This is a genomic window from Ardenticatenales bacterium, assembly GCA_020634515.1.
Classification (GTDB): Bacteria; Chloroflexota; Anaerolineae; order Promineifilales; family Promineifilaceae; genus JAGVTM01.
Map to the genome: position 1 here is coordinate 80,064 of JACKBL010000006.1, position 25,502 is coordinate 105,565.

General features: G+C 60.0%; 25 protein-coding genes. 19 read left to right on the forward strand and 6 right to left on the reverse strand.

What is annotated here, in order from left to right; translation table 11 throughout:
• The first annotated feature begins 27 nt into the window (after nucleotides 1-27).
• The 6 genes from H6650_16250 (at nucleotide 28) to H6650_16275 (ending at nucleotide 6,201) form a co-directional block, all read left to right on the forward strand.
• A complete protein-coding gene (locus tag H6650_16250) occupies nucleotides 28-1,062 on the forward strand; it encodes a virulence RhuM family protein (GenBank protein MCB8953559.1) in 1,035 nt (344 codons plus the stop codon).
• A complete protein-coding gene (locus tag H6650_16255) occupies nucleotides 1,046-1,318 on the forward strand; it encodes a type II toxin-antitoxin system RelE/ParE family toxin (protein ID MCB8953560.1) in 273 nt (90 codons plus the stop codon). The genes H6650_16250 and H6650_16255 overlap by 17 nt, the downstream gene beginning before the upstream one ends.
• Complete coding sequence (locus tag H6650_16260; GenBank protein ID MCB8953561.1) at nucleotides 1,311-1,625, forward strand: putative addiction module antidote protein; 315 nt, start codon at nucleotides 1,311-1,313, stop codon at nucleotides 1,623-1,625. Before H6650_16255 ends, H6650_16260 begins: the two co-directional genes overlap by 8 nt.
• Entirely contained in the window at nucleotides 1,625-4,894 is a 3,270-nt protein-coding gene (locus tag H6650_16265) for a type I restriction endonuclease subunit R (GenBank protein ID MCB8953562.1), read from the forward strand. The genes H6650_16260 and H6650_16265 overlap by 1 nt, the downstream gene beginning before the upstream one ends.
• Nucleotides 4,895-5,002: 108 nt before the next feature.
• Nucleotides 5,003-5,452 (forward strand): GNAT family N-acetyltransferase, encoded by a 450-nt coding sequence (locus tag H6650_16270; GenBank protein ID MCB8953563.1) that lies wholly within the window; start codon nucleotides 5,003-5,005, stop codon nucleotides 5,450-5,452.
• Complete coding sequence (locus H6650_16275) at nucleotides 5,449-6,201, forward strand: Mut7-C ubiquitin/RNAse domain-containing protein (GenBank protein MCB8953564.1); 753 nt, start codon at nucleotides 5,449-5,451, stop codon at nucleotides 6,199-6,201. Before H6650_16270 ends, H6650_16275 begins: the two co-directional genes overlap by 4 nt.
• On the opposite strand, the gene H6650_16280 is transcribed toward H6650_16275, so the two are convergent.
• Both H6650_16280 and H6650_16285 read right to left on the reverse strand, forming a co-directional pair.
• Nucleotides 6,183-6,815, reverse strand: coding sequence for a hypothetical protein (locus H6650_16280; GenBank protein ID MCB8953565.1), 633 nt, complete (start codon nucleotides 6,813-6,815; stop codon nucleotides 6,183-6,185). The two genes, H6650_16275 and H6650_16280, sit on opposite strands and share 19 nt — an antisense overlap.
• A 115-nt stretch (nucleotides 6,816-6,930) precedes the next feature.
• Complete coding sequence (locus H6650_16285; GenBank protein MCB8953566.1) at nucleotides 6,931-7,239, reverse strand: XRE family transcriptional regulator; 309 nt, start codon at nucleotides 7,237-7,239, stop codon at nucleotides 6,931-6,933.
• 478 nt (nucleotides 7,240-7,717) lie between these two features.
• Here H6650_16285 and H6650_16290 point away from each other — a divergent pair, with 478 nt between their 5' ends.
• From H6650_16290 to H6650_16300, 3 genes are all read left to right on the forward strand, one after another.
• On the forward strand, nucleotides 7,718-9,277 hold the full coding sequence (locus tag H6650_16290; protein MCB8953567.1) for an aldehyde dehydrogenase family protein: 1,560 nt from the start codon (nucleotides 7,718-7,720) through the stop codon (nucleotides 9,275-9,277).
• Nucleotides 9,278-9,437: 160 nt separating this feature from the next.
• The gene (locus H6650_16295; GenBank protein MCB8953568.1) at nucleotides 9,438-10,361 is read left to right on the forward strand and encodes a CoA transferase subunit A; all 924 of its coding nucleotides are present in this window, start codon (nucleotides 9,438-9,440) and stop codon (nucleotides 10,359-10,361) included.
• A 279-nt stretch (nucleotides 10,362-10,640) separates the two neighbouring features.
• Nucleotides 10,641-11,834, forward strand: a complete 1,194-nt coding sequence (locus H6650_16300) for a hypothetical protein (protein ID MCB8953569.1) — start codon at nucleotides 10,641-10,643, stop codon at nucleotides 11,832-11,834.
• Between the two features lie 78 nt (nucleotides 11,835-11,912).
• On the opposite strand, the gene H6650_16305 is transcribed toward H6650_16300, so the two are convergent.
• Nucleotides 11,913-12,560 (reverse strand): GNAT family N-acetyltransferase, encoded by a 648-nt coding sequence (locus H6650_16305; protein ID MCB8953570.1) that lies wholly within the window; start codon nucleotides 12,558-12,560, stop codon nucleotides 11,913-11,915.
• A gap of 68 nt (nucleotides 12,561-12,628) precedes the next feature.
• On the opposite strand from H6650_16305, the gene H6650_16310 reads away from it, so the two are divergent.
• Both H6650_16310 and H6650_16315 read left to right on the forward strand, forming a co-directional pair.
• Nucleotides 12,629-13,390, forward strand: a complete 762-nt coding sequence (locus tag H6650_16310) for a CoA-transferase subunit beta (GenBank protein MCB8953571.1) — start codon at nucleotides 12,629-12,631, stop codon at nucleotides 13,388-13,390.
• Between the two features lie 49 nt (nucleotides 13,391-13,439).
• On the forward strand, nucleotides 13,440-14,075 hold the full coding sequence (locus tag H6650_16315) for a hypothetical protein (protein ID MCB8953572.1): 636 nt from the start codon (nucleotides 13,440-13,442) through the stop codon (nucleotides 14,073-14,075).
• A 23-nt stretch (nucleotides 14,076-14,098) separates the two neighbouring features.
• On the opposite strand, the gene H6650_16320 is transcribed toward H6650_16315, so the two are convergent.
• Complete coding sequence (locus H6650_16320; GenBank protein ID MCB8953573.1) at nucleotides 14,099-15,436, reverse strand: MFS transporter; 1,338 nt, start codon at nucleotides 15,434-15,436, stop codon at nucleotides 14,099-14,101.
• A 300-nt stretch (nucleotides 15,437-15,736) separates the two neighbouring features.
• On the opposite strand from H6650_16320, the gene H6650_16325 reads away from it, so the two are divergent.
• The gene (locus H6650_16325; GenBank protein ID MCB8953574.1) at nucleotides 15,737-16,306 is read left to right on the forward strand and encodes a pentapeptide repeat-containing protein; all 570 of its coding nucleotides are present in this window, start codon (nucleotides 15,737-15,739) and stop codon (nucleotides 16,304-16,306) included.
• A 284-nt stretch (nucleotides 16,307-16,590) separates the two neighbouring features.
• Here the strand turns inward: H6650_16325 and H6650_16330 are convergent, their stop codons facing one another.
• Nucleotides 16,591-17,286 carry a TetR/AcrR family transcriptional regulator gene (locus tag H6650_16330; protein ID MCB8953575.1) on the reverse strand — a complete coding sequence of 232 codons (696 nt, stop codon included), beginning with the start codon at nucleotides 17,284-17,286 and terminating at the stop codon, nucleotides 16,591-16,593.
• Nucleotides 17,287-17,709: 423 nt separating this feature from the next.
• Between H6650_16330 and H6650_16335 the strand changes: the two genes are divergently transcribed.
• The 7 genes from H6650_16335 (at nucleotide 17,710) to H6650_16365 (ending at nucleotide 24,674) form a co-directional block, all read left to right on the forward strand.
• Nucleotides 17,710-18,249 (forward strand): YceI family protein, encoded by a 540-nt coding sequence (locus tag H6650_16335; GenBank protein ID MCB8953576.1) that lies wholly within the window; start codon nucleotides 17,710-17,712, stop codon nucleotides 18,247-18,249.
• 170 nt (nucleotides 18,250-18,419) lie between these two features.
• Nucleotides 18,420-19,202, forward strand: coding sequence for a pirin family protein (locus tag H6650_16340; protein ID MCB8953577.1), 783 nt, complete (start codon nucleotides 18,420-18,422; stop codon nucleotides 19,200-19,202).
• Between the two features lie 46 nt (nucleotides 19,203-19,248).
• Nucleotides 19,249-19,872 carry an NAD(P)H-dependent oxidoreductase gene (locus tag H6650_16345; protein MCB8953578.1) on the forward strand — a complete coding sequence of 208 codons (624 nt, stop codon included), beginning with the start codon at nucleotides 19,249-19,251 and terminating at the stop codon, nucleotides 19,870-19,872.
• 34 nt (nucleotides 19,873-19,906) lie between these two features.
• A complete protein-coding gene (locus tag H6650_16350) occupies nucleotides 19,907-20,965 on the forward strand; it encodes a VOC family protein (GenBank protein ID MCB8953579.1) in 1,059 nt (352 codons plus the stop codon).
• Nucleotides 20,966-20,967: 2 nt separating this feature from the next.
• Nucleotides 20,968-21,606 (forward strand): dienelactone hydrolase family protein, encoded by a 639-nt coding sequence (locus H6650_16355; protein ID MCB8953580.1) that lies wholly within the window; start codon nucleotides 20,968-20,970, stop codon nucleotides 21,604-21,606.
• A gap of 371 nt (nucleotides 21,607-21,977) precedes the next feature.
• Nucleotides 21,978-22,427, forward strand: a complete 450-nt coding sequence (locus H6650_16360; protein MCB8953581.1) for a (2Fe-2S)-binding protein — start codon at nucleotides 21,978-21,980, stop codon at nucleotides 22,425-22,427.
• 48 nt (nucleotides 22,428-22,475) lie between these two features.
• Entirely contained in the window at nucleotides 22,476-24,674 is a 2,199-nt protein-coding gene (locus H6650_16365) for a xanthine dehydrogenase family protein molybdopterin-binding subunit (GenBank protein ID MCB8953582.1), read from the forward strand.
• 253 nt (nucleotides 24,675-24,927) lie between these two features.
• On the opposite strand, the gene H6650_16370 is transcribed toward H6650_16365, so the two are convergent.
• Nucleotides 24,928-25,398 carry a DUF1499 domain-containing protein gene (locus H6650_16370; protein MCB8953583.1) on the reverse strand — a complete coding sequence of 157 codons (471 nt, stop codon included), beginning with the start codon at nucleotides 25,396-25,398 and terminating at the stop codon, nucleotides 24,928-24,930.
• Nucleotides 25,399-25,502: the final 104 nt, after the last annotated feature.

Genomic DNA, 25,502 nt, shown 5'->3' on the forward strand with positions numbered 1-25,502 from the left:
CAGACCATCCCATAAGGAGAACAATAAATGAGTGATGAAGAATTGGAAATGGTTCCTAATTCAGACAACTTTATCCTTTACACTTCCGGGGATGGCGTGGTCAAAATTGGCGTCATTATTAAGGGCGAAACAGTCTGGCTGACACAGCAGCAACTTGCCGATCTCTTTGGACGGGATAGAAGCGTTATCACCAGGCATTTGCAGAACATCTTTGAGAGCGGGGAATTGGATGAAGAGAGCAATGTGCAAAAAATGCACTTTGCTCATTCTGCCAAGCCGGTCACTCTCTATAATCTGGATGTCATCATCTCTGTCGGCTACCGCGTCAATTCCTATCAGGCCACCCAATTTCGCATCTGGGCAACGAATACGCTGAAAGAATTCGTACTCAAAGGTTTTGTGCTGGACGATGAGCGGCTCAAACAGGGGGGGCAGCCATTTGGGCAAGATTACTTCAGAGAATTGCTGGAACGTATTCGCGAAATTCGCGCCAGTGAGCGACGTTTTTACCAAAAGATCACCGATATTTATGCGCAATGCAGCGTGGATTATGACGCCCGCGCGCCAATCACCAAACAGTTTTACGCCACAGTGCAAAACAAGCTCCATTGGGCTATCACGGGGAAAACGGCTGCTGAAATCATCTATTCATCAGCCGATGCGCAGAAAGTCCACCTGGGGCTGACCACCTGGAAGAACGCACCCGATGGCAAAATTCTGAAAAGCGACACAACTATCGCCAAGAATTATCTCAGCGAACAGCACATCAAAGAGCTAAACCGCATCGTCTCCGCTTACCTTGATCTGGCCGAAAATCGCGCGGAACGGCATATCCTGATGACGATGGCAGATTGGGTCACCTTTCTGGATCGCTTTCTGGAGCTATCCGATTACCCCATCCTCGCTGATAGAGGCAAAATCAGCGCCCTTGAAGCTAAATTGAAAGCGGCGCAAGAATATGACAAATATCGCCAGATTCAAGACCAAATCTACCTGTCAGACTTTGACAAACAGGTCAGAGCTTTAACTTCGGGGCAAAGCGAAGATGGCTCGACTCAGTAGCCTGCGCGACCCCACCACGCGGCGGCGCATCCTGAAGCGGTTGCCGCGCCTGGAACAAGGCCATTACGGTGACGTGAAACCGGTGGGGGAAGGCGTACACGAACTGCGCTTCTTCTTTGGCGCTGGCTACCGCGTCTACTTTGGCGAAGATGGCAATACCATCGTCGTCCTCCTCTGCGGCGGCGATGAAAGCAGCCAGCGCCGCGACATCCAACAGGCGCAAGCCTGCTGGCAGGAGTACAAAAGCCATGCCTGATTACCGTACTTTGGACGACGTTACCGTCGATTACTTCAGCCAACACCCGGACGAAATTGAGGCCTTTCTCAGCGAAGCGTTCGCCGATTACGCGCAGGACGGCGACTCCGCGACGCTGCTCTCTACCCTGCGCGTGATCGCCCGCGTCAAGGGCATCTCCAACATGGCCGCCGAAATCGGCATGACGCGCCAGGGGCTGCAAAAGGCGCTTTCCGTCAAAGGCAACCCCCGCCTGGACAGCATCAACGCCATTATGCGGGCGATGGGCTACCAGCTCATGCCCCACCGCCTGGAAAGCGCCGCCTGATGACCGTAGATCACAAACTCAATGAAAACGCCATTGAAAACCTGGCCATTGAACGGCTGCAGGCGCATGGATACGGCTACCGCTACGGCCCGGATATGGCCCCGGATGGGCATGCCGCCGAACGAAATAGCTTCGCGGATGTGCTGCTGATTGGTCGCCTGGAGCAAGCCATCGCCCGCCTGAATCCCGCCGTGCCCGCCGCCGCCCGCGTTGAGGCGCTGCGAGCAGTGCAGCGCCTGAATGCCCCCGACCTGACGGCGAACAACGAAATCTTCCACCGCCTGCTCACGGAGGGCATCTCCGTCACGTACCAGAAAGATGGGCAGGCGCGCGGCGACCTGGTGTGGCTGGTGGATTTCGCGCACCCGGAAAACAATGACTACCTGGCGGTGAATCAGTTCACGGTGGTAGAAAACAACGTGAACAAGCGGCCCGACGTGGTCCTGTTCATCAACGGCCTGCCTCTGGTCCTCATAGAGCTGAAAAACGCCGCCGATGAAGACGCCACCGTTACCACGGCCTTCAAACAGGTGCAGACGTACAAGGCAACCATCCCTTCCCTGTTGGCTTACAATGGATTGGTGGTGCTGTCTGATGGATTGGAGGCGCGCGCGGGGTCGCTTTCTGCCGGCATCAGCCGCTACCTGGCCTGGAAAACGGTGGATGGCCTGGTGGAAGCCTCCCCCCTGGTGCCGCAACTAGAAATCCTCATTCGCGGCCTGCTCAATCCCCACACCCTGCTGGACCTGATCCGCTATTTCACCGTTTTTGAAAAAAGCAAACGAGAAGACCTGGACACAGGCATTGTTACCGTCGAAACGGTGAAAAAGGTAGCCGCCTATCACCAGTATTACGCCGTGAACAAGGCGGTGGAATCGACGCTGCGCGCGGTTGGTCTGGACGATCCGGGGCCGGCAGTCAAGGAATCCCCAGACCGTTACGGTCTGCCGTCGGTGCAGGAACAGGCCGGCGGGGACTGCCGGGCCGGGGTGGTGTGGCACACGCAGGGAAGTGGTAAGTCGTTGTCGATGGTGTTTTATGCCGGCAAAATCATCCAGACCCTCCCCAATCCCACCCTGGTCGTGATCACCGACCGTAACGACCTGGATGACCAGTTGTTTGATACCTTCGCCGGATGCCGGCAGCTCCTGCGCCAGGACCCCGTTCAGGCGGAAAGCCGCGACCACCTGAAAAGCCTGCTCAGAGTCGCCTCCGGCGGCGTCGTGTTCACCACCATCCAAAAATTCCAACCGGACGCTTCGACAGGCTCAGCGCAATACCCTATGCTGAGTGAGCGGCGCAACATCATCGTCATCGCCGATGAAGCGCACCGCACCCAATACGGTTTTCAGGCCAAAACCCTCGACGAAAAAGACGACGCGGGAAACGTCATCGGCAAGAAGGTGGTCTATGGGTTTGCCAAGTACCTGCGCGACGCCCTGCCCCACGCTACCTACCTCGGCTTCACGGGCACGCCCATCGAATCCACGGACGTAAACACACCGGCCGTTTTCGGCCATTACGTGGACGTATACGACATTGCCCAGGCGGTGGCCGACGGGGCGACCGTGCCTATCTACTATGAAAGTCGGCTGGCGAGAATTGAGTTGGATGATGCCGGCAGGCAGCTTATCCGCGACCTGGACGAAGACCTGGATGAAGAAGACCTGACGGAATCGCAACAGGCGCGGGCCAGATGGACGCAGTTGGAAGCGTTGGTGGGCAGCGAGCAGCGGCTGCGGAACGTGGCCCAGGACATCGTCACCCATTTTGAACAGCGGCAGAGCGTTTTTGCCGGCAAAGGCATGATCGTCACCATGTCCCGCCGCATCGCCGCCGACCTCTACCGTGAAATTGTCGCCCTGCGTCCGCAGTGGCACAGCGACGACCTGACCAAAGGCGCCATCAAGGTGGTGATGACGGCGGCTTCATCGGATGGTCCAGAGATGGCCCGCCACCACACCAACAAAGCGCAGCGGCGCGTCCTGGCGGAGCGGATGAAGCACCCGCACGACGAACTGCAACTCGTCATCGTGCGCGATATGTGGCTCACCGGCTTCGACGTACCCTCGCTGCACACCATGTACATGGACAAGCCGATGCGGGGGCACAACCTGATGCAGGCCATCGCCCGCGTCAACCGCGTCTACGAGGACAAGCCCGCGGGCCTCATCGTCGATTACCTGGGCATCGCCGCCGATCTGAAAGAGGCGTTGGCCTTCTACGGCGACAGCGGTGGCCGGGGGGACCCGGCGCTGGCGCAGGAACAGGCCGCAACCCTCATGCTGGAGAAGCTGGAAGTCGTCTCGCAAATGTTTCAGGAAAGATTGGTCCAATTTTCAAAATTGGACCAATCTGGCTTCTCGTATGAAGCATACTTCAGCGCCGACACCGCAGAGAAGCTGCGCATCATTCTGGCCGCGGAAGATTTCATCCTGGGCCTGGAAGATGGCCGCCGCCGCTACGTTAACGAAGTGACGGCGCTCTCGCAAGCGTTTGCGATTGCCATTCCCCGCGAAGAAGCGCTGGGTGTGAAGGACGAGGTCGCCTTTTTCCAGGCGGTGAAGGCGCGCCTGGTGAAATTCGACCGCACGGGCACGGGGCGCACGGGGGAGGAATTGGAGAGTGTGATTCGCCAGGTGATTGATCAGGCGCTGGTGTCGCAGCAAGTGGTGGATATTTACGACGCTGCCGGCATTCGCAAGCCAGACATCTCCATTCTCTCCGACGATTTCTTGCAAGAAATCAGGAGCATGAAGCACAAAAACGTGGCTCTGGAGCTGCTGAAAAAACTGCTCAGCGATGAAATCAAAGCGCGGGCGAAAACAAACCTGGTGCAGAGCCGCAGCTTGCTGGAGATGTTAGAACAGGCCATCAAGCGGTATCATAACAAGGCGATCACCTCCGCCGAAGTCATTGAAGAACTCATCAACCTCGGCAGAGCCATTCGAGACTCTGATAAAGCCGCGGCGGAGATGGGATTGACCGATTATGAGTACGCCTTCTACACCGCCGTGGCCAATAACGAAAGCGCGCGCCAGTTGATGCAGCAAGAAAAGCTGCGCGAACTGGCCGTCGTCCTCACCGACAAGGTGCGCCAAAACACGAGCATTGATTGGACGATCAAGGAAAGCGTGCGCGCCCGGCTGCGCGTGATCGTCAGGCGCACGCTGCGGCAATATGGCTACCCACCCGACATGCAGCAATTGGCCACGGATACCGTTTTGCAGCAGGCAGAAATGATCGCCCATGAGTTGATGGCCAGTTAGTAACCGCCCAAAAATAGCTTCACATTTTTGCGGACGGTTACTGACAAGCTGTCCGCACATTTCCGCTAATTTAATTGCGGACAGCCACTTAACGTCAGGCAACTGACGATGATGCCGTACCACCTGCGCCCGTTCCGCCCCGCCGACCAGCCCGCGGCCCGTGCCCTGATTCTGGCGGGGCTGGCTGAGCGTTTCGGCGTCCTCATCCCCGGCCTCAACCCGGACGTGGACGACATCACGCGCCATTATCTGGAGCAGGGGCACGGCTTCATTGTCGCCGAATGCGCTGGCGTTCTCGTGGGTACGGGGGCGCTGCTGGTGCAGGCGGATGGCGTGGGGCAATTGGTGCGTATCTCCGTGGCGCCCGCGCAGCGACGGCGCGGGTTGGGGCAGGCGTTGGTGCGGCGGCTGTGCCGGCATGGCCGCGAGCGGGGTTTGCGGCGGCTGGTGCTGGAGACCAACGAGGCGTGGCCGGATGCGATTCGCCTTTATCAGCGGTGCGGCTTTACGATTTACGACCACCGTGATGGGGAGGTTCACTTGTGTCTGACGCTATGAGTGTGGCTACGTTTCGGTTTTATGGGGAGTTGAATGATTTTTTAATGCCGGCACAACGCCAAACAGACATCACGCGGACATTTCAAGAGCCGGTATCCGTGAAGCACTTGATTGAGGCGCTGGGCGTTCCGCATACGGAAGTGGATGGCATCCTGGCCAACGGCCACCCCACCGACTTCCACCACCTGGCCGCCGACGGGGATCGCTTCGCCATCTACCCCACCTTCACCAGCCTGGACGCCCCCTCCTGGCCGCGGCTGCGCCCGCCCCTGCCCCGCCCGCCGTGCTTCATCCTGGACGGACACCTGGGGCGGTTGGCAACCTATCTGCGCCTGCTTGGCTTTGACACCCGCTACGAAAACGACAGCGACGACGCGGACCTGGCGCAGTTGGCCGGCGCGGAGCAGCGCGTCCTCGTCACCCGCGACCAGGGGCTGCTGATGCGCAAAATCGTCACCTACGGCTGCTGCCTCTGGTCCCGCGATCCGCGTCAGCAACTTCTTACCGTGCTGCGTCGCTTCCAACTCACCGCCGACGTGCGCCCCTGGCGGCGCTGCCTGCGCTGCAACGGGCTGCTGCATCCCGTGGACAAAGCCGCCGTACTGCCCCGCCTCCAACCCAAGACCCGCCTTTACTACGAGGAATTCCACCAATGCCAGGCGTGCGGCCACATTTATTGGAAAGGCTCCCATTACGGGGCGCTGCAAGCGTTCATCGCCGACGTGCTGGCTCAGGCCGCCCGCGCGTAAAGATGCGCGTTCCCCCGCTTCCCCACTTGCGTAATCTGGCCCATCTCCCGCAGGCAGTAGACCATTTTTTGCGCCAGCCAGCGCGGCTCGCCCAGGCTCGCGGCCAGGTCCGCGGTGGAAAAGGGGCGCGGCAGGTCGGGCGGCAGCAACGCCAGGCAGTCCGCCGGCGATTGCCACAGTAAATTATCCACGACGTTGAGCAGTCGCCGTTCCTGCGTCACCCAACCGCGCCGCCGCCAGGCGCGTTGCCCATCAAAGACGCGCGCCTCCTCCTCTTGGATCAACAAAATGTGCAGCGAGGTGTCCGGCAGCGTCAAGAACGTGGGCATGCGCACCAGTTCCGCGAAGACGTAGGCGGGACCCCGGCGGGTGGGGGATTTGCGGCGGCTCAGGGGGCGGCCATCCGCATCCAGTTTGATGATCCATTTTTCCTGGGGAATGGGATAGACCAGGCGCACCGGATGCGCCCGCGCCAGCCGTGTCAGCTTGCGCCGAATGGCCGTGAAATTGCCTGTCTGGATTTCGATGAGCAGATCCCCGCGCACGATGTCAATGATGGACCCCGCCCGTGGCGCTTCCAGTTCATCCCCCGCCTGCGCGTACCACTGTTTCAGCGCCAGATGCAGCGCCTTTTCGTTGTAGGTGTTGATGCCGGCCACGTGCCCTAGTTCAGCCCGTTATCTTCCATACGCTCGCAATGGAGCATTCCAACAGGATGCGTTGATCCCATCAGGCCTGCTCGAATTGGTTGATGACAATTTCGCCTTCAGGAAACTCGGCTATGATTTTCAACGTCCCGCCCATTGCGGACAGCAACTTGCGCAGGGTACTTACACGCATGTCAGTCTGGTTTTCCATCTTGGATAACGCTGCCTGATTGACTTTGAGGATGTTCGCCAGGTCTTGCTGCGTTAGATGCCGAGTCTGGCGTAGTTCTTGCAGCGCCATGCTGGTCAGCATGGCTTGTGCCCGCTCCTCAATTTTATCGCGTCGCTCTGGCGACATGCCTTCCTTGCGTTTGCTAAACGACTTCGCCATTAAAGCAGTCCTTGGTAACCGTTCAAAAACAACTTAGTGATTTGCAGATTGGTTCAATCTGTGAGATTGAACCAATCTCCGTGAGGTTAATTCCGAACGGTTACTTAGTATATAGCAATAGAATTTTGTTCGCTTTCATCCAGTGTGACCCACCATCGCTCAAACGCATCTGTGTATGCAACGTTCCAACTCATGGCATCGTCGATTATAACCTATCGGTGATATAACAACAAGGTAATAAAAGGGGCGTGACCTTGCAGGCCGCCACCCAATTTTCTAGCCATGCGCGCTTCCCGGCGGAAGGCTTACGCCGTTATGCGCGCGGGAGGATATGCCACGTTTCCCCCGCGCCAAATTGCGTTATAATAACGGCACATTCTCACAACTGCCCCCTGGGCCTGTACCATGAACATCAGAGTCACTGCGAAGCGGGGAAGAATGCCCTGTTTCATCTTCCCATTTATTTGGAGGCAAACACATGCAACGCGAAAAAATAAAGGTTACGTATTCGACGCTGGCCAGCCCGAATCCATTGCTGGACCAATACTTCGACGAAGCCGTAGCCGAGGCCAAAGCTCATTTCGGCCAGACGTTTCCCATGTACATTAACGGCGTGGAACGCACCGCCGCGGAAACCTTTACGAAAGTCAGCCCGACAAACCTGGACATGGTGATGGCTCATTTCCAGAAGGGGACGGAGCAGGATGCTCTGGATGCGGTGGCCGCGGCGAAAGCGGCTTTTCCCGGCTGGCGAAACACGCCGTGGCAGGAGCGTGTCGCCCTCCTACGCAAGGCGGCGAATTTGATCAGCGACCGCCTGTTTGACATTGGGGCGATTATGACGATGGAGGTGGGCAAGAACCGCCTGGAGGCATTGGGGGACGTGGAGGAGACGGCGGACCTGATCCGTTACTATTGCGACCAGATGGAGGCCAATGAGGGGTTTGTGAAGCCGATGAAGCAGGAGTCGCCGCGCCATCACAACCGCAGTTTGTTGAAGCCTTATGGGGTGTGGGCGGTGATCTCGCCGTTTAATTTCCCGTTTGCGCTGGCGGGCGGTCCTAGCGGGGGCGCGATGGTGGCGGGGAATACGGTGGTTTTCAAGCCGGCGACGGATACGGCGTATACGGGTTGGCTGCTGACGGCATGTTTCCGGGATGCCGGCATTCCCGCAGGCGTGTTCAATTTCGTCACCGGCGGCGGGCGTACCGTCGGCCAAACCATCGTCGATCACCCGGATATTGCCGGCATCACCTTCACCGGCAGCTACGACGTGGGCATGAACATCTATCGCAGCTTTGCTGCCGGCAAATACCCCCGCCCCTGCATCGCCGAAATGGGCGGCAAAAACCCCACCATCATCAGCAAAAAAGCCGACCTGGACAAAGCCGCCATTGGCGTCATGCGCTCCGCCTTTGGCCTGCAAGGGCAAAAATGCTCCGCCTGCTCCCGCGTCTTCGTCCATAAGGACGTCAAAGACGCCTTCACCCAAAAACTGCTGGACCTCACCCGCAAAATCAACGTCGGCGACCCCACCATCAAAGAAAACTGGATGGGTCCCGTCGTCAACAAAAGCTCCTTCGCCGACTACCAGCGCTTCGTCGCCGACCTGGCCGCCAACGGCAACATCCTCCATGGCGGCAAAGTGCTGGACATGAACGGCTACTACGCCATGCCCACCATCGTGGACAACCTGCCGTATGACCACGCGCTGTGGAAAGAAGAAATGTTCCTGCCCATCGTCACCATTGGCGAATTCGAGGACATGGACGACGCCATGTCCATGGCCAACGACGTGGACTACGGCCTCACCGCCGGCTTCTACAGCGAAGATGACAGCGAAGTAGAATGGTTCCTGAATAATATCGAGGCCGGCGTCCTCTACGTCAACCGCGAAACCGGCGCCACCACCGGCGCGTGGCCGGGCTACCAACCGTTCGGCGGCTGGAAAGGCAGCGGCTCCACCGGCAAAGCGGGCGGCAGCCTCTACTACGTGCAGCAATACATGCACGAGCAAAGCCAGACCGTCATCGACTGAGCCAGACCGTCACGATGAGAATGGTCTAATCCGCGCGGATTGGACCATTCTCCATCCGCTTCTGTTTTGCGAGCTTCCGGGAAGGTCTATTGGTACACGTCCCTACATTCACGACCCCCTTCCCGGAAGCTGAGTTCTCACGCTATCACACAGAACATAGATGAACCCACCAAGCAAAGTTGTCACCATGTCTGAAGCGGTGAGCCAGTACGTCCACGATGGCGATACCGTGGCAATTGAAGGCTTCACCGCTTTTATCTGCTTCGCCGCCGCACACGAAATCATCCGCCAGCGCAAGCAGCATCTCACGCTGTGCCGCCTGACGCCCGACCTCGTTTACGACCAGATGATCGCCGCCGGCGTGGCCGACCGCCTCGTCTTCAGCTACCTGGGCAATCCCGGCGTGGGCAGCCTGCACGCCATTCGCCGCGCCGTGGAAAATGGCATTCCCCGCCCGCTGGCTATCGAGGAATACTCCCACTTTGGTATGGTGGGGCGCTACCTGGCGGGCGCGGGGCGTTTGCCGTTTTTCCCGCTGCGCAGCTACACAGGCACGGATTTGCCGGCAGCGAACCCGCGCATCAAGTTCGTGGACAGCCCGTATGGGGATGGTCCCATTGCCGTTGTGCCACCGCTGAACCCGGACGTGGTTTTCGTCCATGCCCCCCGCGCCGATGCGCAGGGAAACACGCAGATTTGGGGGTTGGTGGGGGCGCAGAAGGAAGCGGCGTTTGCCGGCAAACACGTCATCGTCGTCGTGGAAGAAATCGTCAGCGAAGACGTTATCCGCCACGACCCCAACCGCACCCTCATCCCCGGCCTCATCGTGGACGCCGTCGTCCACGAACCCTACGGCGCGCACCCCAGCTACGTGCAGGGCTACTACGACCGCGACAACCAGCTTTACCTGGAATGGGACAGCATCTCCCGCGACCAGGCGGGCACGGAAGCGTGGCTGCAAGAATGGGTCTACGACCTCCCCGACCGCGCCGCTTACCTGGCCAAGCTGGGCCAATCCCGCCTGGACAGCCTCGCCCCTGGTGACCTATACGCCGCGCCCGTCAACTATGGCGAGTATGATTAAGTAACCGTTCGGAATTAACCTCACGGAGATTGGTTCAATCTCACAGATTGAACCAATCTGCAAATCACTAAGTCGTTTTTGAACGATTACTTAAGAAATTGGTAACTATTCACGTCTCCAAGAGATTGGACCAATTTTGTAGACATCAATAAGACCCAACCAGAGCAAATTGGTCCAATCTGGGCAGATGACCTGTATAGTCACAGAAATTGAACAAGCAGGTTATTGAACAAGCAAAGCATTATGCTGCCAGGCATCACTCATCTGGGACTGCCAACTATGACGACTCCCTTTGACCAGGCGTACCTGACGCTGACGCTAGAAATCGAAAAGCACTTCCCCGGCTACATTGACGCCTACCTGGGGCCGCCGACGCTTAAGGCGCAGGTGAACGCCGCGCCCAAACGCCCGCCCGCTGCTTTGCTGGACGACTGCGCCGCGCTGCAAGTGGACATGCCCACGGCGGACGCCACCCGCCACGCTTACCTCACCGCCATGCTGCGGGCCGTGGAAACGACGCTGCGCCTGCTCAATGGCGAATCCTTTGGCTACCTGGAGGAAGTGGCCCGCCTCTACGACATCCAGCCCGCGCTCACGGATGAGGCTCTGTTTACGGCGGCCCATGGGGAATTGGACGCGCTGTTGCCGGGGGGCGGTTCCCTGGCGGAACGGATGGAGGCGCGGCGCAAACGGTACGAACTGCAATCGGCGCAGGTGTTGCCGCTGCTGGAGCGGGCGCGGGAGGCGTGCCGCCACCGCACGCGCCGGATCGTGGACCTGCCCGCGGACGAGGATATTGAGATTCGCCTGGTGAGCCAGCAGCCGTGGAGCGCCTACAATTGGTTCCTGGGACATGGTCGCTCTTTGATTGAGTTCAACACGGACGTGCCCATTTCCGCCCTTGGCCTGCTGGGTACGTTCGCCCACGAGGGGTATCCGGGCCACCATACGGAAGGGACGTTGAAGGAAATGGCGTTGTGGCGGGCGCGTGGCTATGGTGAGCAGGCCAGTTTTTTGCTGCACTCCCCCGCCGCCGTCATTGCCGAAGGGATTGCCACGACGGCCCTGGAAATCATCTTCCCGGATGAGACGGACCTTGCCTGGACGGTGGAGAATTTGCTGCGGCCTGCCGGCATTTCCCCCGAACCCATTGCGCAAATGAAACGCATCGCCCACGCCGGTCGCGCCCTGCGCGGCGTCAGCGCCAACGCAGCCATTCTCTATCATACGGACCAGATCAACCGCGACCAGGCGCTCGACTACCTGATCACCTACGGTCTTTCCTCCCCGGAAAGAGCCGCCAAGCGTTTCGAATTCTTCACCAATCCGCTCTTTCGCAGCTACATCTTCACCTACACCCACGGCTATGACCTGATCGCCGCCGCCGCGGATGGTGACAAGGCGCCCCTCTTCCGCCGCCTGCTCACGGAGCAGATCCTCCCCTCCCAACTGGCCGAAATCAGCGCCCATTGATGACGTCTGAAGTTTTCCACAGCAAGCGTTGCCCACGGCGAGTGATGTCACCGCCAACCGCCAACTACCAACCGCCAACTATTCCCGGCCCTCCGCCCATTCATGCGCGAGAACGGCGTAGATGGCGATATGCCACCAGCGGTCGCGGAAAAATTTCCGTTCCCGCAGTTCCCCTTCCAGGCGCATGCCCAGCCGTTCCGCCAGGGCGCGGGCGCGCGCGTTCTCGCTGATGGTTTCGGCGTAGATGCGGTGGAGGCGCAGGGTGGAGAAGCCGGCATCCAGGATGGCGCGGCTGGCTTCGTAGGCGTAGCCATGCCCCCAGTAGGGGCGGGCGATGGCGCAGCCGAAGGAGGCCTGGCCGTTTTCGGCGTCTTCGCTGCGCACGCCGCAGGTGCCAATCAGGTCGCCGGCGGGCAGGGTGATGGCGAGTTGATATACCAGGCGCGGTTCGGCGGAAATGCCGGCACGAATCCGCGCAAATACCTCCCACCAAAACGACCGGGTTGTCTCCCGCACCGCATAAAACTGGCCGTATTCGGGATCATTCGTCGTCGCATGGAAGGCCTCAAAATCACCTTCGACAAAATCGCGGAGCACAAGTCGGTCGGTTTGCAGAGGAAGCAGCATGGGGAAATTGTAACACAGTTTGTAACCGCCGCGATAATGGCGGATAATGGAGGCGTCGCGCAACGCTGGCTGCCGGTTTGCGTCTGGCGGCGGGACCAAACAGCGTTTTATCCTCCAATTTTCGCGGGCGCACCGTGGCCCGTTCGTGAATCAGGTCGTGAGAAATGATGAATGATTATACCCCTTCGGAATTGATGATCGTGAATGCGGCGCGGGCGCTGCAAGGCAGCCGCGTCGTTTTTGTGGGCGTGGGGCTGCCGAATATCGCCTGCAACCTGGCGCGCCGCACCCATTCCCCGGACATTGAACTGGTGTATGAGAGCGGCGTGTTTGGGGCGCAGCCGGCGCGGCTGCCGCTGTCCATCGGCGATCCCACACTGGTGAGCCGGGCCACGGCGGTGACGAGCATGTTTGACCTGTTCCTGTTCTATTTGCAAGGCGGACTGGTGGATGTGGCGTTGTTGGGCGGGGCGCAGATTGACCGCTTTGGTAATCTGAATTCCACGGTGGTGGGGGCGTATGATCAGCCGAAGGTGCGGCTGCCCGGTTCCGGCGGGGCGGCGGAAATTGCGATCAATGCGCGCAAGATTTTGATCATCATGCGGCTGAAGAAGCGGGCGTTTGTGCCCAAACTGGATTTTCGCACCAGCCCGGGGCATTTGGGCGCGGGCACGGATCGGGCGGCGTGGGGGATTCCGGGGAGCGGGCCGCAGTTGGTGATCACGGATAAGGCGCTGTTTGATTTTAGCGGTCCGGATCAGGAGATGACGCTGGTGGAACTGGCGGCGGGGGAGACGGCGGAGAGCATTCAAGCGGAGGTGGGCTGGCCGCTGCGGGTTTCGCCGCAACTGCATATGATGACGCCTCCGGCGGCAGCGGAACTGGCCGTTATCCGGGAGCAACTGGACCCGCAAGGGTTGTATCGCTAGTGAATCTTCCGGGAAGCTTTGAGCTTCCCGGAAGGTGGAGGAATGGTAAATGCCGGCACAAACCTACGCCCTCAAAGGTAAATCACGCCAGGAACTGCGGATCACGTGGGAAAACCAGTGGCAAAACGTGACCATCACCTGCGACGATGAGCCGGTCGGCGCCCTGCCGGAGGGACGCAAGGCGCTGCAAAAAGGCGCGCGCTTCTCCCTACCGGATGGCTCGCGCCTCCTGCTGCGACTGTCAGGGAAGGATGGCTTGGAGCAATTGGTCGTCAAGCAGGATGACAAGGTGCTGTGGCCGCTGCCCGTGCCGGACATCAATCTGTCCTATAAACGTGCCTATCTCGTGCTTTACGTGGTGGGGGTGCTGAACGCGGGTTTGGGACTGGCCCAGCTTCTGTGGCAGTTGGACCCGCTGCAATTCGAGACGATGGGGATTGCCGGCATTGGCTCCATCTTCTCCGGCCTTGTTCTCATTGGGTTGGGTGTGCTGGTGCAGCGACAGCGAAGCGTGCCGGCACTATACAGCGGCGTCACCGTCTACACCCTCGATGGCATCCTCGGCTACTACTTCGTCGCCCAGGCCGGCGGCAATCCCGGCTTCATCGGCTACCTCGCCCGCGCCATGTTCCTCTACTACCTTATCCAGGGCATCACCGCCATGAAGAAACTCAACCGCGCCTGATGAAACAGCCGCGGCCCATCACGTCAATCACTCCGCGTCCGCCCATTCCCCCAGCGCCAGATAGCCACCGCACTGCCCAGGCGCAGCAGAGCGATCCCCGCCAGGGCCGTCACCAGCCCCACCTTGTGCGCCACAAATGGTCCCACCAACGAGCCAAACAGAATCGCCACGTTCAAAGCCATGTTGTACCACGCCAGATGCGCAGGGCGATCATCATCGGGAATATGCTCCAGAATGTAATTCGCCAACGCGCCGCCCGCCAGCGTCCAGGAAACGCCGCCGACGACCTGCGTGAACAGAAACAAGCCAATGCTGCGCATCTGTGACGTGAGAAAGGGGTAGAGGCTCATCACCAACGCCCCCGTCACCATCACGCGATGGTGTCCCCAGCGTTGGCTGATACGCCCCAACTGGGTGGAACCGAGGAAGACGACCACATAGAACACGGCATTGCCCAGACTAATGACCTGGTCCGTCAATTGCAGTCGCTCCACCCAAAAGAGCGGGAACAGAGGAATCGCCAGGTATTGCGTCAGGTGAAAGGCGAACAGCACCAGTAAAACGGGAGCAAAGGCGCCGCGCCAGACGCGCAAACTGGGCGGGCGCAGGGTCTGGCGTTCCAGCAGATAGCGTAGCCCGGCGGCGGGGCGGATGGTGTCCCCCAGGGAGCGCACAAATCCGGGACGGGCAATGTCCCCCAAACCACGATGATTGTGCTGCAAACCAACCGGCGGCGGCACGCGCACGCGCCACAAATGCAAGCTGCTCATGGCCGCACCCAGGAATCCAATGGCGAACACGACCTGGTAGCCGAGGGGAAAGGCCAGATGAGAAAGCAGATAGCCGCTGAGTAGCGAGGTGAGGGTGAAGGTGATGGCCAGGAGGGCGTTACGCACGCCTACCACTTGCCCGCGCCATTCGGGCGGCACGGCGGCGGCAAAAAGGGCGTTGAAACCGACGGCCAACATGGTTCCCGGCAAGCTCATGACGAGGATGATTACCAGGAAGGCCCATATCTGGCCCGCGGGGGTAAACAGGAGGGGAATGGGAACCCAGAGCAGGTAGAAGAAGCGAAAGAGGACGGACGACCAGAAGACGGCTTTGTCGATGCGTAGGTGATTAAGCCACCAGCCGGAAGGAAGGGCAATGGCGATGGAGATGATGGCGGGAATGGCGCTGACGAGGCCGATCTGAAAGCCGTTGCCGCCGAGGCGCACGATGTAGACGCTGATGAAGGCGACCGCGCTGCCGCTGAGGACGCCAAACCAGGCAATGTCGAGGAAAAGATGAATGAAGTTGGCGCGGTATTGTGCCGGCATTTCCCGCCACAACAACCCCGCTCTCGTTTTGAACCACGTCATTAAGCCACTCGCTAACAGACGGAAACGCCACCCGTGATGAACGTCACCTGACATCCCCGTCCAACTATGCTATGCTGAAGGTTGGTGGCCAGCTACAATCGTAGAAGAGGCCAAACAGCCAATTCTATGCCTAATTCGTAATCAGTACAACCACCGTCGGCGTCAAAACTGCGTGGATGCTTCTTCCACGAAGGGGCGGCATCACCGACACCACAAATGACAACATCTTCCCGGAAGCTGTTGCCCAAGGCTCTCATCCGTGTTGAGCTTCCGGGAAGATTATTTTCACAGGAGTCTACCATGACCGAAACCAATGGAAACGTAACATTCGCCTCACGGCAGGAATTCATGAAGGCGCTGCGGAAAAACCGCAACATGGCGCACGCCAAGTTGACCGGGCTGGACCTTTCCCGGCTCACGCTCAGCGGCGTCAACTTGCTTGACGCCAGCCTGGCGCAATCGCAGTTGATCGGCACCAAGCTGGTCGGCGCCAACCTGGAACAGGGTGACTTGAGCGAGGCCAATGCCACCAACGCGAGCTTCGTCGGCGTTAATCTGAGACAAAGCAAACTGGTGAAAGCGGAACTCCCTGATACGCGCCTGGTGGGTGTGAATCTGGCGGAAGCCGACCTCACGGGCGCGGACATGCGTAACAGTCAACTTGTGGGCGTGGATGTGCGTGGCGCGGATTTTAGCGACGTAGACACGACCGGGGCGCGCGCCCGCAATGTTGATTGGGAAAAGGCGAAAGTGCCGCCCGCGGTTTTGCCTGAACCGCTGCCCGCCGTGCCGCCGTGGTTGCCGGCATTGTTCGGCTTCATCACGGTCCTGCTGGTTATCTTCTTCCTGCGGCGCAGACGGCAAAAATAACGCCGTCGCGCGCGCTACACACAAACGACGCCGCTGCCAAAATGCCGGCAGCGGCGTTGTTGTTTCCTGAAGTCTGGTGAAATCCACATTTCGTGGTCGGAGTCGCGGCTTTAGCCAGGCCAAACCGCCTTATGTGGTCCGGCTGAGGCCGCCAATCCCCAAACGCCAGTGTCTAGTACCTCAACAATGTGATTTTGAGGAGTTCGCATCCTCAGATGCGAACAGGCGGCATCTGAGGATGCCGCACTCCTCACCCCAAACGCCAGTGTCTAGTTGTTTCCTTCTCATCTGGCCGCCGGGTGTTCCTGGCAGCCCCTCCCCAAATTCGTGACAAACGACTGTATACCCGCGCTGATGCGGTCCAATTCAAAACCCCGCTGCTCGCGCAAAAAGCGGAACGATTGCGGCCGCAGCGGCGCCAGCACCACGTCCGCCAGGAGTTCCACGTCCAGGTCGGGCGACAGCTCCCCCGCCGCCACCGCTCCGCGCAGCAGCCCCTGCACCGTCAAGTGTTGCCAGAAGTAGGGAGCCGTGTTCTCGTCGGCGGGAATCCCACTGTGCTGCACTTCACAAAGCAACAGCATGTGGTCGGCATTGAAATAGACGAGCGCGTCCAGGAATTGGTTTAACTGGTGCAGCATGGGCACGTCGGTCATCGTCATCTGCCGCAGCCGGCCCAGTATGACATTCTGAAAATCGCGAAACTGGCTATCCATTAGCGCCAGGCACAGCTCCCCCTTGTGGGCAAAACGCCGATAGAGTGTACCCTTGCCCACGCCGGCAGTTTTAGCGATGTCCGCCATGCTCACGTTGGCCACGCCACGCTCTGCAAAGAGCTGCTCCGCCGCTTGCAGCAAGCGTACGCGGTTGGCGGCGGCGTCGGCGCGTTCGCCGCTGCCGGCATCTTCCGTCAAGAGAATCCCATGCAAAAGAATCGAATCAACCATAACGTCATTGTACCAGAACTGTTCTGTTTCCATGCTACCCATTTGGCCTACTGTCGGCGGCCAATTTTGCCTGTAATTTGACAAACGGACCCAAGTCCGCTATTATTCTAGCACATAAACGGACTTGAGTCCACTTCGATTGTTGTAGCACAATCTGTAACTGCTAAGCTAGATGGGTCCAATCTCCAGAGAGCGTAGGAGTTACCACAATCTCAAGAAGACGCTACAAGCGGCAATACACCATGCAGATTGACGTCGATCATGACCGTGGTGGCGCTGCGAACACAACCGACGGCCGACTATCAACTTTTTCCGTAACTATTCACGTCTCCGAGAGATTGGACCAATTTTGTAGACATCAATAAGATTCAACCAGAGCAAATTGGTCCAATCTGGGCAGATGACCTGTATAGTCACCTTTTTCCAACTGTTATCTTTTCCCGAAGGAGTTCTACAATGACCTGGCAAATTGATCACGCTCATTCCCACATTCTCTTCACGGTACGCCACATGATGATTTCTAAAGTACGCGGGCGGTTTGACGCCTTCCGTGGAGAAATCAATTTTGACGAAAACAACCCGGAACAGACCATGGTTTCGGTGGAAATTGACGCCAACAGCATCAGCACCCGCGAATCTCAACGAGACGGTCACTTAAAGTCGCCCGACTTCCTCGACGTGGAGAATTACCCCACGCTTACGTTCCAGGGGAAGCGCGTGGAGCAGACCGGCGCCCAGACCGGGAAGCTGATCGGCGACCTGACCATTCGGGGCATTACGCGGGAGGTGTCGTTGGCGGTGGATTATGCCGGCACAGCCCAAAGCCCCTGGGGCGCCACCAGCGCCGGCTTCTCCGCCGAAGCCACCATCGACCGCCGCGACTGGAACCTCACCTGGAACCAGGCCCTGGAAACCGGCGGCCTGCTCGTCGGCAACGACATCAAGATCGAAATCGAACTCGAACTTGTGAAGCAGCCAGAAGCAGTGATTGGCTGACAAATCGCCACGACAAAGACCGTCACCACAATCGCTGCTTCGTAACCGTCCGCCATAACTGTTAAGCCGATTGGACCAATTTTCTCTGAAATTGGTCCAATCTCCAGCGGCGGCGCGGATCATTGTTTTGTCTGATTTGATCCGCGCTCCGTTCTCGAAGGAAACAAGCGATGCGCCGTCCTTATTTCGACAGCCACATTGAAGGACTTGATGTGCGCGGATCGTTACGGTTTTATGATGCCGGCACTTTCCCCACCATCCACCCCGTCCACTGGCTCCACTCCCATTTCGCCGTCGGCGGCTACAGCCCCCTGCGCCGCCTCAGCGGCATGCTCACCGCGCACATGACCCAGATCGCCCCCTACAACGGCTTCACCTGGCATCCCCATCGCGGCCTGGAAATCTACACCTACGTCATTGACGGGCAGCTTTACCACGAAGACAGCACCGGCGGGCGGGGCACAATCGCCGCCGGAGAAGTGCAGCGCATGTTCTCCGGCAACTACATCATGCACCAGGAACTCAACCTTACCGGCCAATATGCCCGCGTCATCCAAATCTGGTTCGTGGCGGATACGGCATACATGGGCCTGCCGCCCCACTACGAACAGATCCCCTTGAGCCAGATGCCCCCACGCCAACACGGAGACGGCATTGTGCGCGACATCATTGGCCCGGCCGGCGCGACGGATGCGCACGTCACCGCCCGCCTCACCAGCACCATTCTCCCCGCCGGCGGCAAGGCAATGGTGGAACTGCCCCAGGACGACGAAGAGCTATTCCTCTACTTCGTTGATGGCTCTGGTAGCCTGGACTCCGCCACCCTTACCGCCGACGTGGACCTGTACGACGTATTGCTGGCCGCGTCAGATGCGGACGCGCCCACGATCACGGCCGGCGCACGGCCCCTCAACTTCCTTTCCTTCTATCTGCCCCCCTTCATGCACGCCTGAGCGCGTACATTTCCCCATCACGGCCTCACCGACAAGGACCTGCACCATGCACAACGAACGAAACCTGCACATTCTCGGTTTTGCCGGCAGTCTCCGCCGCCAATCCTACAACCGCGCCCTGCTGGCTGCCGCCCAGGAACTTCTGCCCGCCCACACCAGCCTGGAAATCTTCGACCTGCACGACATTCCCTTCTTCAATAGCGACGTCGAGGCGGAAGGCACACCCGCATCCGTTCTCGCCTTCCGCGAGCGCATCCAGGCCGCCGACGCCCTGCTCATCGCCACCCCGGAGTACAACGCCTCCACCACGGGCGTCCTCAAGAATGCCATCGATTGGGCTTCCCGCCGGAGGCCAGACCCAAACGCACCGCTGGACCATAAGCCCGTGGCCATCGTGGGCGCGGGCGGCATGTTTGGCACGGTGCGCGCCCAATTGCATCTGCGCGAAATCCTGCTGCACAATCAGATGTATGTCCTCAATGCGCCTACCCTGATGTTGGCGCGCGCCTGGGAACAGTTCGATGATGCCGGCATTCTCACCAACCCGGACAGCCGCGAACGCCTCCGCCGCCTGCTGCACGCCCTGCGCGACTGGACCCTGCGCCTGGAACGCGGTGCGCAAACCGGCCTGGCGACCGTGTCCCCACCCATCCTCACGGCCACGTCATGAGACGTCCTGCGGCCCCCTTCCCCTGGAGAATGCCATGACCATACTTGGCCTGCACCACATCACGCTCGGCTGCCTCGATGCCCGGCGCACGGTTGACTTCTATACACAGGTTCTGGGTTTACGCTTTGTCAAGAAAACGGTCAATTTCGACGATCCGGGAAGCTATCATCTCTATTTCGGCGACGAAAAAGGCCGTCCCGGCACAGCCATAACCTTCTTCGAGTGGCCTGATGCGCCACGCGGCTATCCGGGCATTGGGGGCACGCACCATTTTGCCTTGCGCGTGTCGGATTACGCCGGATTGCTACAATGGAAGCGCCGCCTCACCGACCTGGGGCTGGCCGTGGATGGTCCGCTGAATCGCCACTATTTCACTTCCATTTACTTCAACGACCCGGATGGAGCGATCATTGAGATCGCTACGGATGGGCCAGGCTGGACCATTGACGAAGCCGCGGACCAACTGGGAATGGCTCTCCGGGAACCGCCGCCAGAAATGGTGGTGAACAATCGGGATCGGGCGCGTATTCAGGCGACGACGTGGCCGGAACCCGTGCCCACAATCACGCCGGCGATGGCGCTGCGCCACGGGATGCACCACATTACGGCCATTGGCACGGACATCCACCGCACGCACGCCTTCTTTGGCGAGCTGTTGGGCATGCGGCGCGTAAAGATGACGAGTAACTTTGATGATCCTGGCTCCGCGCACTGGTATTGGGGCGTGGGGGAAGGGCAGCCTGGTACGCTGATCACCTATTTCGAGCGGGACCCATCCCGCCGCCATGCGCGTCATGGCGTGGGCCAGACGCACCATTTTGCTCTGGCTGTGCCGGATGAGGAGACGCAGTTGGAATGGCGAGAACGGATTGTGCGTGCCGGCATTCCCGTCAGCCCCGTCATGGATCGCATCTACTTCAAGAGCATCTACACGCGCGACCCTGACGGGCACATCGTCGAACTGGCAACTCTCGGACCGGGCTTCACCGTGGATGAAGATGTGAGTCAACTGGGCCGGAATCTGAAGCTGCCCCCCTGGTTGGAACCACGCCGCCGCCAGATTGAAGCCACCCTGCGCCCCATCAAAGAGTGATTATGCACGCCATTCACCAAAACCAACCCGTCCTCATCGCCGGAAAGCCGTTGGCGGAAGCGCGCGCGGCCATGATCATGCTCCACGGGCGTGGCTCCACGGCGCAAAGCATTCTCACCCTGGCGGTGGAACTAAAGCAGCCGGATTTCGCTTACCTGGCGCCACAGGCGCGCAACAACACCTGGTATCCTTACCGCTTTTTGGCCCCGCTGGCGCGTAATGAGCCGTTTCTCTCCTCGGCGCTGGCGGCGGTGGCGGATGTGGTCGCTTATGTGGAGAATGCCGGCATTCCCGCCACCCACATCTTCTTCCTCGGATTCTCCCAGGGCGCCTGCCTGGCCCTGGAATACGTCGCCCGCCATGCGCGCAGCTACGGTGGCGCCATTGCCTACAGCGGTGGCCTCATTGGACCAGACGACGCGCCCCGAGATTATGCCGGCAATCTCCAACAAACCCCCATCTTCATCGGTTGTAGCGACGTGGACGACCACATCCCCGAACCGCGCGTCCATGAGAGCGGCGACATCCTGCGCCGCCTGGGAGCCATCACCACCATCCGCATCTACCCCCAAATGGGCCACACCATCAACCAGGACGAAATTGATTTCGCCAAATCCATGATGTCCGCCCTGGGGCGGTGATGTCCGCCCTGGGGCGGTGATGTCCGCCCGAAGGCGGTGATGTCCGCCCTCAGCGCGCGCCAAACCCGTCGGCCTTGTTCCGGCAAAAGCCGCCTTCACGTAACTGCTAAGGCAGATTGGCCCCATTCTCTCTGGCCAAAGATATTGGTCCAATCTCCAGAGCGCGTTAGTCGTTACGCCTTCACAAAACAAGTCGGGGAATCTTTGCGAAAACTGAACAAATCCTAAGTTTTGATGAATTCATGTGCATTATCTGGACAAACTGGCGGATGGTCTGCTATAATCCCCTCCCATGGTGGCGCGCAATAACGCGCCCATACCGGCCAACGTAAGGACCTCACCCGTCCCCACCACTTTCCTCGGAGGGAATAATGGAGTTGACGATAAACGACCAGGTTCGCCCGGTTAACGATGAGAACGCACTGCTGTTGTGGGTACTGCGGGACGAACTCGGCCTGACTGGCACAAAATTTGGCTGCGGCGCGGGCATCTGCGGCGCCTGCACCGTCCATGTGGACGGCGTCGCTATCCGTTCTTGCATCACGCCCGTGAGCGCGGTTGCCGGCAAAACGATCACCACCATCGAAGGACTGGCCCCAGACGGCGAACTCCATCCCGTCCAGCGCGCCTTCCTCGACGCGCAAGTCCCACAGTGCGCCTGGTGCATGAGCGGACAAATGATGACGGCAGCCGCCTTCCTCGCGCAAAACCCCTCTCCCACCCCCGAACAGATCCGCGAAGCCATGAACGGCAACTACTGTCGCTGCGGCTGCTATGCTCGCATCGAAACGGCCATCTCCGACGCCGCCGCCAAACTGTAGCCCCATCCACGTTTCTTCCCGCTTAATTCATCTCTCTGGACTTCTATCATGACCGACTCCTCCTCTACACCGACACGAAAATGGCGCGTCACACGCCGCGGCTTCCTCATCGGCCTGGGCGCAACCGGCGTGGGCCTGGCGCTTGGCGTCACGCTCGGCAAAGCCCCGCTACGCCTCTTCATCGCCGAACAACTCGATGCCGCCGGCGGACCACCCGGCGGTCCGGCGGGCGGTCCCTTCGCCTGGTTTGAAATCACCCCGGACAACGAGATCACCCTCTTCGTGAGCAAGGTCGAAATGGGGCAGGGCGTGCATACCGCGCTGGCGCAAATCGCCGCCGAAGAACTGGAAATCGAAATGGCGCAGCTCACCGTCATTCAGGGCAGCACCCATCGCGGCCCGGAAGATGCCATGGGCACGGGGGGCAGCACGTCCGTCTCCTCTTCCTACGTGCCGCTGCGCCAGGCCGCGGCTACCCTGCGAGAAATGCTGCGCCAACGTGCGGCGGAACTCCTGAGCCTGCCCGTGGCGGAACTCGTTGCCCGCGCCGGCGGTGTGGAGAGCGCAACCGGCGACCGGCGACTCACCTACGGTGAACTGGTCGCCAGTCAAACCGCGTGGGAAGTGCCGGAAGAGGAAGCACCGCTCAAACCGACTGCCGCATTCCGTCTGGTGGGTCAATCGGTGCCGCGCGTGGATTTGCCGGCAAAAATCACCGGCAGCGCCATCTACGGATACGACCTGCGCCAGCCCGATATGCTCTACGGCGCGGCTGTTCATCCGCCCACCATCGCCGCCACCATGCGTGCTGCCCAGCCAGGACGCGCCGCCAACCTGTCCGGCGTCGTCCAGGTGGTCGTTGACGATGGCTTTGCCGGTGTGGTTGCCGCTACCCGTGCGCAGGCGTGGGCCGGGGCCGCCGCCATTGAGGTGGATTGGGACCAGGGCAAGTTGTGGCAGCAGGGGGAACTGGAATCACTGGTCACCGTGGGCACGCGCGGCGGCATCACCATTCAGAAAGAGGGAAGCGCCACCCGCTACTTGCGTGACCGCGTTGACGTCGCGGCGGACTATCGCACCCCCTTCGCCATTCACGCGCAAATGGAGCCGCAGGCGGCGCTGGCCGATGTGACGGCGGATTCCGCCCGTGTCTGGGCCTCTACGCAGGCCCAGGTCACAGTGCAAAGGGAACTGGCGCGCGTCTTGAAGATGGACGCGGAGCAGATTGAGGTCATCCCCACCTACCTCGGCGGCGGATTTGGGCGCAAGCTGAATATCGAAGCCGCCGTGGAAGCGGCGCGTCTGTCGCAGGCGGTGGGTCGCCCCGTCCACGTCGGCTGGACGCGCAACGAGGAGATGCGTTATGGCTATTTTCGCCCGCCCACGCATAGCCGCCTGTCGGCGCGGCTGGATGGCGGGCGGATCACGGCGTTGGAGCACAAACAGGCGAGCGGAGATGTGGCTTTCCCGTTTTTCCCGGCGATTGCGGCAACGGTGATGGGGGCGGATTTTGGGGCATGGCGTGGAGGTCGGATTCAATATGCCGGCATTCCCCACCGACACACCGCCGCCTGGCGCATCAAACTCCCCGTGCGCACAGGGTGGTGGCGCGGCCTGGGGCTGCTGGCAAACACCTTCGCCGTGGAAAGTTTCATGGACGAACTGGCCCACACCGCCAACCGCGACCCGCTCCAATTCCGCCTCGACCATCTCGGCGACGATCCCCTCGGCCAGCGCATCCGCGCCACCCTCCAACTTGCCGCCGACAAAGCAGGTTGGGAGACGCCGCTGCCTCCCGGACGCGCCCGCGGCATCGCCTGGAGCCTGGACGTAGACACGGTGGCCGCCCAGGTCGCCGAGATCTCCCTCGACCGCGCCAGCGGTAAAATCCGCGTGGAGCGCATCGTTGCTGCCCTGGACCCCGGCTTCGTCATCAACCCAGACGGCGCAACCGCCCAGGTGCAGGGTTCGATCATCATGGGCCTCGGCTCCACCTTGATTGAGGAAATGACCGTCCAGGATGGCGTCGTCACGCCCTCCAACTTCGACCTCTACCCGCTGCTGACCATCGCGGATACGCCCAAAATCGACGTTCACTTGCGCGATTCCGACGGCATCCCGCGTGGCGTGGGCGAACCGCCCCTCGGCCCCGTGGCCGCCGCCGTGGGCAACGCCTTCTACGCCCTCACCGGCGTACGCCTGCGCCGCCTCCCCTTCACGCCCGCGCGCGTGCTGGCCGCCCTCTAGCAGCCTATCGGAAAAAGAAAGATAGAACGTAACTGCTGAGCCAGATTCGACCAATTTTCTCTGGTGAAAATGGCCATTGAGCGCGTGAAATTTGTCCAATCTCCAGGAACGCAGATTTCGCGGGATTTCGCGGATTCTCACGGCCAAAAAAGCCTGAATCCGCGTTTTTCCGCGTCAATCGGTGTCCTAATGAGAAGCAGAATGCCTTCGCCGACAGCCTGCTAGCGTTGCCCTCCGGTCGCCGACGGCTGCTTTATTGAGAGACAAAAGCGGTGCGGATTGTTTCTATTCGCGCCCGATTGGCCCCCAAATCGCTGTAGCCCAGGCGCGACGCGGATCGCACCTGGATAACGCCGGCCGCGGTATCGAAGTAGAATTCTCCGTCATCCACGTAATCAAAGATCAGCGTGCGGAACTCGGCGCGCAGGTAGCCAGGCTCGTCCACGACAATGCGCGTGCGCGGCATTTCCGCCAGCACCTGCCGCATCCGCGCCTGCGCCGCCGCCGCATCTCCGACGAATGGAATACCGTCTACTTGATGTTCCGCGTCCGCTGTCTGCGAGGAGACGCAGTTTGGCGAATCCGGGCAGGGCGGGAGCTTCCCGCCGACGACGCCCAATGTTGACGCGGCGGGCGCGCTCCGCGCCGCCCAAAAGCGTCCCATCAGCACCAACAAAACAACAACGACAACCGCCGCGACGAATAGTTTAATAATACGTTGCATGATCCTCTCTTCAGATTGGTTCACTCTCCAAGAATGTGCCAATCTTGGGGAGAACGAAATTCTGGATGTTCACCTGGTAACCGTCCGAAAACAACTTCACACTT

Bases quoted from the DNA above. Each gene is read 5' to 3' on its own strand.
- H6650_16345 (MCB8953578.1), top strand. From the start codon at position 19,249: ATGCACAACGAACGAAACCTGCACATTCTCGGTTTTGCCGGCAGTCTC.
- H6650_16300 (MCB8953569.1), top strand. From the start codon at position 10,641: ATGACGACTCCCTTTGACCAGGCGTACCTGACGCTGACGCTAGAAATC.
- H6650_16270 (MCB8953563.1), top strand. From the start codon at position 5,003: ATGATGCCGTACCACCTGCGCCCGTTCCGCCCCGCCGACCAGCCCGCG.
- H6650_16315 (MCB8953572.1), top strand. From the start codon at position 13,440: ATGCCGGCACAAACCTACGCCCTCAAAGGTAAATCACGCCAGGAACTG.
- H6650_16310 (MCB8953571.1), top strand. From the start codon at position 12,629: ATGAATGATTATACCCCTTCGGAATTGATGATCGTGAATGCGGCGCGG.
- H6650_16250 (MCB8953559.1), top strand. From the start codon at position 28: ATGAGTGATGAAGAATTGGAAATGGTTCCTAATTCAGACAACTTTATC.
- H6650_16340 (MCB8953577.1), top strand. From the start codon at position 18,420: ATGCGCCGTCCTTATTTCGACAGCCACATTGAAGGACTTGATGTGCGC.
- H6650_16355 (MCB8953580.1), top strand. From the start codon at position 20,968: ATGCACGCCATTCACCAAAACCAACCCGTCCTCATCGCCGGAAAGCCG.
- H6650_16285 (MCB8953566.1), bottom strand. From the start codon at position 7,239: ATGGCGAAGTCGTTTAGCAAACGCAAGGAAGGCATGTCGCCAGAGCGA.
- H6650_16330 (MCB8953575.1), bottom strand. From the start codon at position 17,286: ATGGAAACAGAACAGTTCTGGTACAATGACGTTATGGTTGATTCGATT.
- H6650_16265 (MCB8953562.1), top strand. From the start codon at position 1,625: ATGACCGTAGATCACAAACTCAATGAAAACGCCATTGAAAACCTGGCC.
- H6650_16295 (MCB8953568.1), top strand. From the start codon at position 9,438: ATGAACCCACCAAGCAAAGTTGTCACCATGTCTGAAGCGGTGAGCCAG.
- H6650_16370 (MCB8953583.1), bottom strand. From the start codon at position 25,398: ATGCAACGTATTATTAAACTATTCGTCGCGGCGGTTGTCGTTGTTGTT.
- H6650_16290 (MCB8953567.1), top strand. From the start codon at position 7,718: ATGCAACGCGAAAAAATAAAGGTTACGTATTCGACGCTGGCCAGCCCG.
- H6650_16350 (MCB8953579.1), top strand. From the start codon at position 19,907: ATGACCATACTTGGCCTGCACCACATCACGCTCGGCTGCCTCGATGCC.
- H6650_16320 (MCB8953573.1), bottom strand. From the start codon at position 15,436: ATGACGTGGTTCAAAACGAGAGCGGGGTTGTTGTGGCGGGAAATGCCG.
- H6650_16365 (MCB8953582.1), top strand. From the start codon at position 22,476: ATGACCGACTCCTCCTCTACACCGACACGAAAATGGCGCGTCACACGC.
- H6650_16275 (MCB8953564.1), top strand. From the start codon at position 5,449: ATGAGTGTGGCTACGTTTCGGTTTTATGGGGAGTTGAATGATTTTTTA.
- H6650_16325 (MCB8953574.1), top strand. From the start codon at position 15,737: ATGACCGAAACCAATGGAAACGTAACATTCGCCTCACGGCAGGAATTC.
- H6650_16255 (MCB8953560.1), top strand. From the start codon at position 1,046: ATGGCTCGACTCAGTAGCCTGCGCGACCCCACCACGCGGCGGCGCATC.
- H6650_16335 (MCB8953576.1), top strand. From the start codon at position 17,710: ATGACCTGGCAAATTGATCACGCTCATTCCCACATTCTCTTCACGGTA.
- H6650_16260 (MCB8953561.1), top strand. From the start codon at position 1,311: ATGCCTGATTACCGTACTTTGGACGACGTTACCGTCGATTACTTCAGC.
- H6650_16360 (MCB8953581.1), top strand. From the start codon at position 21,978: ATGGAGTTGACGATAAACGACCAGGTTCGCCCGGTTAACGATGAGAAC.